The organism is Priestia sp. YIM B13490, from assembly GCF_042787735.1.
Classification (GTDB): domain Bacteria; phylum Bacillota; class Bacilli; order Bacillales; family Bacillaceae_H; genus Priestia; species Priestia megaterium.
Genome location: NZ_JBHZOT010000003.1, coordinates 705,531 through 718,288 on the forward strand (window position 1 = coordinate 705,531; position 12,758 = coordinate 718,288).

Below are 12,758 nucleotides of genomic sequence, written 5' to 3' on the forward strand. Positions count from 1 at the left end.
TCGTATTATGAATTTAGTTCATCTAAAATTGAATGCAGTTCACTTAAATGGGTAATTTCATAAGTAGGAATGACTTCATTTCGCTCTTTATCGTGACGATTAATCCATACAGATTTCATTCCAACGCGAGAAGAACCCAGTATATCTGTCATTAAATTATCTCCAACCATAATGGCTTCATCTTTCTTTAAATCCATAAGTGATAAAGCATGGTCGAAAATAGATGGATCAGGTTTACCACGGCCAAATGCACCTGAAATCACAATCTCATCAAAATATGGAACTAGTTCTGATGTAATATCCAATTTGGTATTTTGTAAGTCAGGTGAACCGTTTGTTAACAGCAGCAGCTTGTACTTTCCTTTTAATTGATCAAGCACTTCAAACGTTTCTTCGTATACAAACGGTGTTTTGCGGCGCTCTAGTGGAAAACGTTCAGCTAGCTCTGCTCCAAAAGCATCATCGTGAATTCCGAGAGCACGAAGGCCTCGAGTCCAAGCTTCTTTGCGATAAGTAGGAACAATATCTTTCATTTTGCGGAATTCATCATGATCGTCTAAAAAATTTCCCCATAATCCTTCAAATGGATTAATGCCAATCATTTGCGTAAACTCATAGGTTTCATACGAAGCATATAATTCTCTTGCTTCCTTACGCACCGCTTCTTCTAGTTCTTCAGGTTTTAAATTATATTTCTCACTTGCATATGTACATGTCGCAACGAATGCTTCTTTTACGCTTTTTTGGTCCCAAAGTAGCGTGTCATCTAAGTCGAAAAATACCGCTTTAATCATGGATGTGTGTACCCCCTACTGTTTTTGAAAAAGTTTAACTATTCTTACACTAGATTACAAGGATACACACAATAAGTCTAGTGTATTTGCGATTTATTCTGTAAATTTATTTTTATCAAGCGTCCTCTTTACAAACAAATTTACAGAAATAAAAACAGCTGATATAATCACAGCATGTATGTATGCAGGAGGTTTTATATGGAATCGTTAGAAGAAATGTTCGGCATTCCCACCGTTCGTACAAGTAAGCGCTTAAGCAGAGTAGTTGCCGCACGCTTGCGCCCTTTTGGGATTACACCAGAACAGTGGACCGTTTTAAAACGCGTATCAGAAGCTGAATATAGTACGCAGAAACAATTAGCTGAACGAGCGGATAAAGATCAAGCGACGCTGACTAAAATTTTAGATTTACTAGAAAAACAAAATTGGATTCAGCGTATCAGAAATCCAGAAGATCGCCGCTCGTTTTTTATTCAAATAACAGAAGATGGCCTGCGTTTAAAAACAGAAGTAACGCCTGCTGTGGAGCAGGTATTTTTCGAATTAACGTCCGAATTAAACGAGCAGCAGGTGAAAATTTATACCGAAACTTTACAAAAACTTGAATACCGCGCCGAACAATTGCTTCAAGACGCAGAAGACCTGCGTTAAATACCCAAAACCCCACAGCTAACATTCTGCGGGGTTTTACACGTAGTTGGCGATGCATAGCACTTCTTTGATTTTTGAAATCACTTGTTTGGTTTCATCTGTTAAAGAGGTGAATTTAAACGCGATGGATTCTGCATTTGGATTAATGAAGGGTTCTTTGTTCGTGTCTTTGCGGTAGTCTTCAATTTGTTCTAAACAATATTTTAAAATAAACGACAAGTTCGCACGTCGAAACCTCAAACTGACGGTAGAAGGCCATCTTTTTTGAAACTGATTGCTTCCCTCATACTGAATCGCTCCGATGTAGCGTTCTCCGGATAAAAAAGATTCTTTGCTTCGATATAGCTGAACGGTTTGGGCTGTTCCGCTCCAGTCAATATAAATACCTGCTGTTTGACAAACTTCGTATATGTAATGAAAAAGCTCCGTTACTTCTCCGAAATGGTAGTGAAGCGGATGTTTAGCCGTCATAGATAGCTCCCTCCTTTATCGACTTTCTACCATTATATTGTAGGAAAAGTAACTTATTCATTTATACAACTTATTTCATACGCATAAGCAGTAAAAATGAAAATATATGTTTTTTAGTTTACATAAAAATATTATAGGTAATTAGCGATACCCCGATTTTCGAAACGCGTCGTATACCGTATCTTCTTGAAGTTTTTCAAGATAAACGTTCGTTGTAGCAATAGAAGAATGCCCAACTACTTGCTTCACAACCGCAAGCGGAACGTCATTAGCTAAACTGTTTGTAATAAAGGTATGACGAAACCAATGAGGAGAAATAGACGCGTTTCCTTTTACTTTATAAACAGCTGATTTAATCGTTCGATACAACGTTGTATAGGATAATCGCTTCTTTTCGCCGGTACGATAGTACTCTTTAATGGAGTAAAAAAGCGGTTCGGTGTCAAAAGGACTTAGTTCAGTGCTTTCATTTAACGCTTGCCGGTAAGTGAAAAGCGTTTCTTTCACATCATCAAACATGGGAATCGTTCGTTCTTTTTTTCCTTTACCAATCACATCTACAACCAAATTTCCGCGGCGGTCTTCCCGGAAGCTTCCCCAATTTAAACTCAGCAGTTCACTTGAACGCATTCCACTCATATACAAAAGCATTCCCATTAAGCGATTGCGCGCTTTGAATTCCTTTTCATACTGACGAATGCGCACGACTGATTCTAATGCATTTACAATCACCTGGGCTTCGCGGTCGGTTAGCTCTCGGTACTCGGTGCGATTTTGTTTTTCCTTGTCGCTGTAATGTCCTTTTGCAATAGATGGTTTTTCAATCCACGTTGTATACAGCGAAGGATAAAAATGAGTAGCGTGTCCAAACTCTAGCATTCTTCTAAAAAATTCTAGCTTTCTTGCAGCGGTGCGATTGGCATATTGATTCATCATTTCTTCATTAAATAATTTGACTTCCATAAATCCAATCGATTTTAATGTAATCTCTCGTTCGTAGAAAAAAGACAGAATCGTTTTCATGTCTTGATTGTAAGATCTGATCGTATGAGGAGAAAGTGATTTTTTGATAATACGCATTGAAAAAAAGAGCTGAATAAACTCTTCATCTGAAACGTGCTTCAAATTCAAATTGTTATCTTCATCTAACAGCTCTGCCTCTTCCCACTGCTCTTTTAGCTGGCGAAACGAATTTTTCACAGGCGACAATTCAAATTCTTCCATTTTACCCCTCCTAATGATTAAAAACAAAGGTACCCCTTTCAAGTGATCCAGAATGGAATATAACGATTTTTTATCAATTCGCAACAAATACCATTAAAAATTTTTAAAAACCTCTCAAAACCTAATTTAAAAAGCCGGTTTTTAAAGATTTTAATAAAAACATCCATTATATGTAAAATAAATTCTATTTTCTGCTTATTTCTCTACTTTATCATATGAACGCTTGATAAGGAAGAGTTATCTTGCGTTAGTTAGGTAAAGGATTTTGATTGTGTTAGACAGCAATGTTTTGGGAACACTAGTAGGAGTTTAAGTAATAATTGGAGGTACCGAATTTGGATAATCAGAAAAATAGATTGACGTCATCAGAAATTACAAGTTTATGGGCACAATACATCCAAGACACCATGTCTGTTTGTATTAGTAAATATGTGTTAGCAAAGGTTAAAGATTCTGAGGTTTATTCTCTTTTTGAATTTACTTTAGAACTGGCTGAAAAACATTTGCACGTACTTAGAGATATTTTTAAAGCTGAAAAATTAGATTTGCCCATTGGCTTTACTGATAAAGATGTAAATCTAGATGCTCCCCCTTTGTTTACGGACACCTTTTGGTTAGTGTATATACACGAAATGACCATGCACGGGTTGGCTGGATATAGTATATCTTTTAGTGTTTCAGCACGCAAAGATATACGTGACCATTATTATCAATGTAATATTGATGCGATGGACCTTTATAATAAATCTATTGAAATTCTTATATCGAAAGGTATTTATCAACGATCTCCCTACTTTTCTAAAACAGAAAGAGGTCACTCGATTACAGAATGGGGATATGTTATGGACCTATTCGGAGATAAAAGGCAGCTAAATTCAATGGAAGCTGGAAACATTTACTTTAATTTAAAAAAGAGCGTGGCAGCTAAAGCGCTTGTAAATGGTTTCAAACAGGTAACGAAAGATAAAGATATCCATAGCTTTATGGAGGAATGTTTGCACACAGCCAGTAAGAACATAAACATTTTTTCTTCCTTACTTCAACAAGAAAACTTGCAGTCTCCACGTTTGATGGATGCTGAAATTACAAATTCTGACGTAGCCCCTTTTTCTGATAAACTAATGGTATTTCATGCGGGATTTTTGTTTCATTTAGCTACTACATATTATGCTGCAGCTATGATAACTAGTATGAGAATAGACGTAGCCGGACATTGTGATGCTTCTATTTTAAGGGATTTAAAAACCATCTCTTCTTTTGGCCGAATAATGATCAAAAAAGGATGGATAGAAAAACTGCCAAGAGCAGATGATCGGAAAGAATTGTCTTAATATCCTGCGAACTTACCTGTAAATAAAAAACATCACGCAGAGCGTGATGTTTTTTAAAGTGATTCAATTTTAGTCAGGTGCAGCTGTTTATTGCTGTAGGAAACGGTATAGGTTCGATAATACTCTTTTTCCTGACTTTGACCGTTCGTTGTAATTGAAATGACTTCTTTCGTTTGGATTGTATAGACCGCTTCGTTCTCTTCTTCACTCACAGATTCCACGTCTAATACCGAATAATCAACGAGTTCTTCTCGAATGTCTCTTTCGTACAGCATTTTCACAAGCTGCTTTTGATCATTCCACAAAACACTATCCCGCTGGATATAAGGCTGTACGTGTTCAAATTTATTCGTGTTAATGGACTTTGTTAAATCTCGTAAATAATGTTCAATGAAAATATCCGCTGTTTCTTGATCAACTTTTTGGATGTTTTTTAAATTAAAATCTTTTTCTTCCTTCTCTTCTTTTTCTTTTTCACCTTCTTTAAAATCGTCGATTCTCTGAGAACTGTTTTTGCTGATGGCATACGTTTTATTATTCTCTTTGAAAACCAAGATTTCTTCCTTTTCGCCTTTTTCATTTGTGCGGGTAGATTCACCTTGATATGAAATATCACTAGAAGGATTAATTGACTTTACGTATTTGATATATTCATCGGCCGTAATGTTGAGGTATTTTTGATGATAGGTAACTTCATCCCATTCGTTTAATTTCCAGTGCTTATTAACGTATTTAAAATTCATGTAAATGGTCAGTCCGCCGCTTCCTTCTTTACTAATTGGCTCAATAGCCGAGACCGAAAATTGCCCAGCGTGATTGTTAATAAGTTCAAATCGAATCAGATGAGTTACATCAGGAAAAAAGCTCATATTGCATTCTTTGCAGTAATAATTAGTAGAAATACTTTTTAGCTTTGTTGCAATTAAAGATGAAGTTGCGTATGGCGTTAACGCTTTTTTTAGCGTTTCATAATCAGCAGGGTTAGATTCATTTTCCCATTCGTACTCTTCGCCTAATTCTTTATAGGTACTTGAAATTTTGTTCATCGTCTCAACCGCAGTTTTTTCTGCTTTTTTTTCTGATACAAGATCAGGCGGAAGAGATGACTTAGCTTGATCTTTTGGGATCACTTCATCTGAGGAAGGTTCGGTTGGTTTGGATAACTTAACTGTTTCTTTTTCTTCACAGGCTGTCAAAACCATTAGCAGCAGTAGAACGAATGCAATCGTCCATTTTTTATGCATAAGGTGTCCTCCTCAATGCCGAATTTAGTCTGTTTTTAAAATGATCTTTAATTCTCAAACGTATCGAGCACGTAATCACCGCTTGGAATTCCCCACTTTGCCTTTTTATTTTGATCTGTTTTAGCAAGTAATGAAATGGAGTTTTCTTTAAGCGTAATGACAATGGTTCCTTTATTTCCTTGTCCATCATTTTCATATTCAATGGCTGCTTGGTTATTTTCAAAACGAATATTTTTTTGTTCAACGGTTGACACGCGGATTTTGCTAGGTGGCTGGTACGAATTTATTTTAATCGTTGCTTCCGAGTTTGATGTAGCAAGAAATTGAATGATAGGAGATCCGTTATCATTGCCAGTGGTCCATTTTCCATCGTAGTCGTGTAAATCTGTTGTTTGTGTAGTGGGAGTTTCAGTGCTTGCATTTGGTTTAGATGAAAAGTCAAATGGTTCTACATTCGATAACTTTAACGTATCGTTTTGATAAACGGCTGTATAAAGGCGGTCACAAATTTTAGTATAAGGATCTTTACCCGGCTGTTTTAATAAGCTTTCCTCGTGGGTTTGTATTTTGAATACATGGTTAGGTTCTTCATACCAATTGACAATATGAAACGTTTGCTTCTTCTGCTCGATGCCTTGGCGTGTGAAATTTTCAACAAGAAGGTTTTGCTCTTTATAAAAAGAACTGTCAGCTTTCAAAAAAGCTTTTAAATCATCAAAAGAGTTTTGATCCACTGCCTTTCCAAACGCTGAAAAGTAATCAGTCATCCAGGCTGTAATAAATTTCCCGCTCATTGCTTCTTTATTTAAATCAATCGATTGAATGCTTTCTACCTGTGTTTTTGGTTCGTTTAGTACTTTTTTTGCATCTTTTTCTACTATCATTGTATTTCCGTCTTTTAATGTTTCTTCTTGCTGACAGGCTGATAACAGAATAGATGAAACAACCGTGATAATGATTGTATTACGTTTGTTCATCATAATTGCCCCTTCTTTATCTAATATAAATGTATGTATATTCTTCCAACAAACAGACCTAGTATATCATTCTACAAAAAAACGCTCAACCCTTTAATTTCGCAAGAAAAACGGCTTGCCTTTACAGCGAGCCGTTTTCCTTACTATTTAATGGATGCTTCTTGATATGAATTGGCTGCTTCTTTTTTGAGCTGTCTAGAGCCATAAAAGACATAGTAAATAATTGAAAGAAGGAAAATTCCAAGAATCACATAAATTAAAGGTAGAGAAACGCCAAACAGCATTAAATTTGTTGTAAGAACACTGTATTTTATGATGCTGTACAAGCACAGAATCCCTAATACTAAGGCAATACTTGGCACGACCGGGTAGTTCACTTTAAAAGGACGGGACAGGTTAGGTTCTTTTTTGCGTAAAATGAAAAGAGAAACTAAACTGATGCAGTACATCATCATTGCTCCGAACACGGATAAGATAATAAGTGCATTGGCAAACGTTGCAGATCCTGCACAAATCACGCCGATTGCTCCCGGAATCAACAAACCGCCGACAGGAACTCCTTTTTTATTCGTTTTAGCAAGAAATTTAGGGAAGTAACCATCTCGTGCAAGCGCATAGGTTTGTCTTGAAAATCCCATGATGATTCCATTTAAGCTAGCAATCAAGCCGAATAGCCCGATAATAGCAACAACGGTTGAAATGCCTTTTCCGTATACAGAAGACAGCGCCTGCGGAAGTGGATAATCGGCTAGCTTCCCGCTTCCTCCGCCAAGTCCTGCTGTTACAAATAGTGTAAACAACGTTGCGGTTGCTAGAGTAATAATCGCTCCAATAAATCCTTTAGGAATGTTTTTCTTAGGATTTTCCACTTCTTCCGCTGCCATTGCTCCACCTTCTATTGCCAGATAGAACCAAACAGCGAATGGAATAGCTGCTAGTACCCCTGTTGGCCCGTTAATAAATGAATGATCATTAAAAATATTTGATGTTTGTACATGAGGCAAACCAGCTACATAAAAAATAGATAAACCAATTAGTGCAACAATGGTAGCTGTAAGCTCAATCACCGCTACTTCTTTTACCCCGATTAAATTTAATAAAACAAAGAAAATAAAGGCACCTACCGTTGCGTATACAGGGTTAACGGCTGGAATGAGAAAATGCAGGTATGCTCCTGTTGACACTGCAATAGCAGGAGGAGCAAAAATAAATTCAAGCAAGCAGGCAATTCCTGCGATATATCCCCCAAAAGGTCCAAGTGCTCTTCTTGCATAAGCTGAAGGTCCACCGGCTTGCGGGATAGATGTTGAAAGCTCTGCATAACTGAACATAAACGTTGTGTAAAACACAGTTACAATTAAGGTTGCAATTGCAAGCCCAATAATCCCGCCTTGTTCAAACCCGTAATTCCACCCAAAGTATTGTCCTGAAATAACCATGCCCACTGAAATAGCCCATAAATGAATAGGTTTCAATTGTTTTTGTAACGCCATACGTTCTCCTCCTTTTGATGTTTAGACAATAAGATGTACACCGCTTGTTTGCTGCTTAATCATTTTGTCAATCATGGTACCGATATGTGCGGCTGCCTCAATAGGAGGCGTCCCTCTTTTATGAATATTAGAAATAACCATACGATCAGACTCTTTTTTGCCTTTGCTAGGTTCATAGCACATGTAAGCACTCATTGATTCAGCACTGACCAGTCCAGGTCGCTCTCCAATCAATAGCACAAGTGCTTTTGGCTTTATGATCTCGCCAACTTCATCCATACACGCAACCCGTCCCCCTTTTACAAAAAATGAAGTCCCGATATGAAGTCCATATGACTGCAGGGAGTCAATTAAAGCTGGATACACGTCGCTTATGTTTTCTTCGATTGCCTTGGCGCTCAGTCCATCTGAGACTACTACTTGTACATCAGGCTGCCGCACGCAGTTTTTGAAAATTTCTTTCTTAGCGTTATCTGCTAATAACCTTCCTTGATCCGGCCGTTTTAAGTAATGTTCTTTTGACTCCACGCGTGTATTCACAGAGAAAAGGTTAAACTCGGCTAAAATATCTTCTGAAACTACTCCATATACAGAGTCTACGGCTGCAGCATGATCCGTGCGAAAAGATAAAACGTCTTTTGTTAGCGGCCTTGTTCCTGTACGGCCGACACCTATGCGGGCAGGGGTAAATTGTTTAAGTGTTTCAAGCGGATCGCGATTTGACTTTGGTATCATAGTAAGCACCTTCCTTAAATCAAATTCATAAAAATAGTTGGGTCTCCGGCTCTAGATGTAAAGCGCCCGTTGTCCATAATACGCTGATCTTCAAGCCACTTTTGAAATAACGGCGTTGGAGTACGGCCTAACACATTACGTACTGTTGCAATGTCATGATAACTAAGAGACTGGTAGTTTAGCATGCAGTCATCAGCCATGGGCACTCCTATGACAAAGTTCACTCCAGCTGTTCCCAGAAGCATACTTAAATTATCCATATCATTTTGATCAGCATCCATGTGGTTGGTGTAACATACGTCTACTCCCATAGGCAGGCCGTGCATTTTACCCATGAAATGATCTTCTAACCCAGCTCGTAGAACTTGTTTGCTGTTATATAAGTATTCAGGTCCAATAAATCCAACAACTGTATTAACTAAGAAAGGCTTGTAGTGACGAGCTAAGCCGTAGCATCTAGCTTCGAGCGTTACTTGATCAATGTTATAGTGAGCTTCTGCTGACAGTTCAGAACCTTGTCCTGTTTCAAAATACCAGCGGTTTGGACCTTTTGCCGTTCCTTTTTCATGAATTAGCGCTGTCGCTTCATCAAGCATAGACAGTGAAATTCCAAATGAATCATTACCAGCTTCTGTACCTGCTAAACTTTGAAAAATCAAGTCTGCTGATGCTCCTTTTTCAATTGCTCTCATTTGACTCGTTACGTGTGATAATACACAGTTTTGAGTAGGAATTGACCATTCGTTGATTATATTTTTTGTTTCATTTAAAAGCACGTAAATATTATCCGTTGTATCAATAACAGGGTTAATTCCGATAACCGCATCTCCAATTCCATAGCTTAACGCTTCGTATAGAGATGCTCTCATTCCCTTTAAGTTATCTGAAGGATGATTAGGCTGGGCCCGAGAAGCCAATACTCCTTTTTGGCCGATAGTCGTTTGACAAGTAGTTTGCACTTCTATCTTGGCAGCTCCTTGAATTAAATCTAAATTGGACATAATTTTAGTAGCTGCCGCAATCATTTCGCTGCTTAATCCTTTGCTAAGTGCAAGAAGGTCTTCTCCGCTATGCTGATCGGATAAAATGTATTCTCTTAAATCCCCTACTGTCCAATTTTTAATAATGTCGTAAACAGATGAATCAATCTGACTTTCGATTAATGCCGAAACGTTGTCTTCATCTGCGCTGAGCAGCGGGTAATTTCGAATATCAGCAAGTGTGATATCAGCTAGAACTTGTTTTGCTGCCATTCGTTCTTTCATTGACTCAGCGCTAACTCCTGCGAGCTGATCTCCAGAACGCTCTTCGTTTGCTTTGGCCATGATTTCTTTTAAGCTATAAAATGAAAATGTTTCTCCTAACATTCGTGTAGTTTTAAACATCGTTTCCTCCTTGTATGTTCAGCTGATTATGATGAAAAAGCGAGCGTTTTAACGGAAACGGAGATCGCTTCTCCGGCTACTGGTAACCCTAGATCGATGTAATCTCCGTGTGTAAAATCAATTTGATCTAAACAAATAATTTCTAACTCTTTCCTCTGTTTAGCTAGTGCTTGTCCTAAAGCTTTTGCAATATCTTGTTCGCATAGAATAACGAGGCACTTAGCTCCCTTAAAACAAGCAATAAATTCATCGCTTATTATTTTTGCTAATTCTTGAAGCATCTTATAGCTGCAGTAAGGAAAATGAGATAAAGCAATAGCAGCAGGGGGGTCTTCTGCGCTGAAAATAGTTGAAGCCTGCATACATGCCGCTCGAACTCTTTCTTGAAACAGCTGCGGATTCCACGTCTCTTCTTGCTGAACGGGTATCTCTACAATCGGGATATTTTTTAACGGCAGCCGCTTCGATCCAATATATACGGTTGATCCGCTAACTTCTGTATTTTGCATACCAGCCCCAATTACAGTAGCGCGCGTTGTCTCAGCGGATTGAGATACTTGGATGGATTGAAAATGATATGCTAGAAGCGGACCAACGTCTCCGTGTATGGCCACTTCCTTCACTGTTATTGGCTTTTGCTTCTCCATCATTGCTCCTACTCCTCCTGAAACCATGATCGTTTCAGGATGTATAGAAGATCTTGTATGAGGAGAAACGAGCAGCGAGGAATTTTGATTCAGCGCTTTTACATAATTCACGGTTTCTTCAGCTAGTAATTGACAGATAGACGAGAGCTTTTCAAATGCTGCTTTTTCACCTTCTCGCAGTGTCAAAGAATTATTTTTCAAAAATTCAGTTAAATGAGACGAAACGTAGGTAACAAGACCGTCTTCATTTAGTCGAATTAATCTCCCGCCTACATGCAGTGTAAACGTTTCTATCACTTTTCCATTTTGACATAAAGCGATGTTAGCAGTGCCTCCTCCTACATCAATATTGGCAATTACTGCATTTGTTTCAGCAGAACGCTCTATTGCTCCCGATCCTTTTGCTGCTAATATTCCCTCTAAGTCAGCGCCGGCTGTTGCAACAACAAAATCCCCAGCATGTTCGGCTAGATAGTGAACGATACTTTCTGCATTTTGCTTTCTGGCCGTTTCTCCTGTGATGATCACAGCACCTGCCTCCACTTGATCTAAGGAGATTCCTGCGTTCTTATACTCTTGTTCTAGTAGTACCGTTAATCTTTGAACATCGATTTCAACATCGTTTAGCATAGGGGTGGTGTAGATAGAACTTACATACGTTACGCGACGATCAATAATTTGACAGCCTGGCAGCGTAAACTGATTTTGTTGATTTGCTATTAACAGCTTGCTTACAATCAGTTTTGTTGTGCTTGTTCCGATATCTAAACCTATGCTCGTTATCCATTTCTGTAGCATGCTATCAATCCCTTATCTCGTTTGAATATGGTGATTATCATAAAACAGTTTTTTGAATATTTCACTAACTATGTTATCAAACCTGACACACTTTTGTGTAAACAAAGGTGACAAATGACAAAAAAGACTAAATCTTGGTAGATTTAGTCTTTTTGCTTATGATGAGTGTGATTTAGTTACAATCATTCTTGATGCGGATGGAATTAATAGTGAAAGAATGATTAAGCAGGCTATTAGTGACCCTACCATTGAAATACCGTTCATTGAAAAAGAATACCATAGAGCGGACATACCCTTTGGCGCATATGATCCCCAAAAAATAATACCCGCAATAAAGTGACAGAAATACCGTGCGAAGCTGCCGATAACAAGGGATAAAACAATCAAAACAAAAGCTTTTGATCTGTTATTGTTAGCTAAATTTGTTTTAATAGATTGCGAAAAAATACCTCCAAAACCTATAAAAGCAAAAGCCACAATATATTCAATAAACGTTTGTAGCGCTGTTAAAATATAAGCCGTTCCTGTTGCCAACTGCAACAGCCCCCATAATAGACCAGATAGAGCCCCGCCTTTTACTCCCCAGCGAAAGCACATAATAAAAATGGGCACCATGGAGAACGAAATACTCACAGCCGTTGCAATCTTAATGGAAGGCAAAAGATCAAGTAGAAGTGCTAATGCTGCAAAAATAGCTATTTCAATTTTAGCCTGTAAAGGTAATGCTTTATTCACGTTTCTCACTCCTGTTTTTGAATCATTCATATCAAACGGTTTACACAGGAGTAAGCAAATATATGCTACTATTCCCACATTCCTACGCTAGCGTTAACTAACAGGTTCGAAGGGTCTGAACAATTTGTTCACTCTCAGCACGGCGGCTCCCCCTGTGGTACGTTCGGATATTTATGTAGTATTATGACAACATTCATTATACCATATGTAGCAAAATAGATTCGAGAGATTTCAAAGATGTTTCTATTTTCTGAATCTATTTTTTATAATGAC

12 protein-coding genes and 1 riboswitch are annotated in these 12,758 nt (G+C 38.0%); of the genes, 2 read left to right on the forward strand and 10 right to left on the reverse strand.

Annotated features, from left to right (window positions below; translation table 11 throughout):
• Window positions 1–5 precede the first annotated feature (5 nt).
• Entirely contained in the window at window positions 6–794 is a 789-nt protein-coding gene (locus tag ACFX4R_RS13510; protein WP_013057222.1) for an HAD family hydrolase, read from the reverse strand.
• Between the two features lie 198 nt (window positions 795–992).
• Between ACFX4R_RS13510 and ACFX4R_RS13515 the strand changes: the two genes are divergently transcribed.
• Window positions 993–1,445: a MarR family winged helix-turn-helix transcriptional regulator gene (locus ACFX4R_RS13515; RefSeq protein ID WP_025751758.1), complete on the forward strand. Its 453-nt coding sequence runs from the start codon at window positions 993–995 to the stop codon at window positions 1,443–1,445.
• A 36-nt stretch (window positions 1,446–1,481) separates the two neighbouring features.
• Here the strand turns inward: ACFX4R_RS13515 and ACFX4R_RS13520 are convergent, their stop codons facing one another.
• Window positions 1,482–1,916, reverse strand: coding sequence for a hypothetical protein (locus ACFX4R_RS13520; RefSeq protein ID WP_043982801.1), 435 nt, complete (start codon window positions 1,914–1,916; stop codon window positions 1,482–1,484).
• Window positions 1,917–2,057: 141 nt separating this feature from the next.
• Window positions 2,058–3,140 (reverse strand): tyrosine-type recombinase/integrase, encoded by a 1,083-nt coding sequence (locus tag ACFX4R_RS13525; RefSeq protein ID WP_043982803.1) that lies wholly within the window; start codon window positions 3,138–3,140, stop codon window positions 2,058–2,060.
• A gap of 335 nt (window positions 3,141–3,475) precedes the next feature.
• Between ACFX4R_RS13525 and ACFX4R_RS13530 the strand changes: the two genes are divergently transcribed.
• A complete protein-coding gene (locus ACFX4R_RS13530; RefSeq protein WP_165575085.1) occupies window positions 3,476–4,471 on the forward strand; it encodes a DUF3231 family protein in 996 nt (331 codons plus the stop codon).
• A gap of 53 nt (window positions 4,472–4,524) precedes the next feature.
• Here ACFX4R_RS13530 and ACFX4R_RS13535 read toward each other — a convergent pair whose 3' ends face one another.
• The 7 genes from ACFX4R_RS13535 to thiT form a co-directional block, all read right to left on the reverse strand.
• Complete coding sequence (locus tag ACFX4R_RS13535) at window positions 4,525–5,715, reverse strand: TcaA NTF2-like domain-containing protein (protein ID WP_043982806.1); 1,191 nt, start codon at window positions 5,713–5,715, stop codon at window positions 4,525–4,527.
• Window positions 5,716–5,762: 47 nt separating this feature from the next.
• Window positions 5,763–6,692: a TcaA NTF2-like domain-containing protein gene (locus ACFX4R_RS13540; protein WP_230184138.1), complete on the reverse strand. Its 930-nt coding sequence runs from the start codon at window positions 6,690–6,692 to the stop codon at window positions 5,763–5,765.
• Window positions 6,693–6,835: 143 nt separating this feature from the next.
• Window positions 6,836–8,185, reverse strand: a complete 1,350-nt coding sequence (gene eat / locus ACFX4R_RS13545; protein ID WP_377569782.1) for an ethanolamine permease — start codon at window positions 8,183–8,185, stop codon at window positions 6,836–6,838.
• A gap of 21 nt (window positions 8,186–8,206) precedes the next feature.
• Window positions 8,207–8,920, reverse strand: a complete 714-nt coding sequence (eutC, locus tag ACFX4R_RS13550) for an ethanolamine ammonia-lyase subunit EutC (protein WP_043982809.1) — start codon at window positions 8,918–8,920, stop codon at window positions 8,207–8,209.
• A 14-nt stretch (window positions 8,921–8,934) separates the two neighbouring features.
• A complete protein-coding gene (locus tag ACFX4R_RS13555; RefSeq protein ID WP_165575084.1) occupies window positions 8,935–10,305 on the reverse strand; it encodes an ethanolamine ammonia-lyase subunit EutB in 1,371 nt (456 codons plus the stop codon).
• 26 nt (window positions 10,306–10,331) lie between these two features.
• Window positions 10,332–11,750: an ethanolamine ammonia-lyase reactivating factor EutA gene (locus ACFX4R_RS13560; protein WP_377569784.1), complete on the reverse strand. Its 1,419-nt coding sequence runs from the start codon at window positions 11,748–11,750 to the stop codon at window positions 10,332–10,334.
• 156 nt (window positions 11,751–11,906) lie between these two features.
• Window positions 11,907–12,515: an energy-coupled thiamine transporter ThiT gene (thiT, locus tag ACFX4R_RS13565; RefSeq protein WP_165575083.1), complete on the reverse strand. Its 609-nt coding sequence runs from the start codon at window positions 12,513–12,515 to the stop codon at window positions 11,907–11,909.
• 32 nt (window positions 12,516–12,547) lie between these two features.
• Window positions 12,548–12,648: riboswitch (TPP riboswitch) on the reverse strand.
• Window positions 12,649–12,758: the final 110 nt, after the last annotated feature.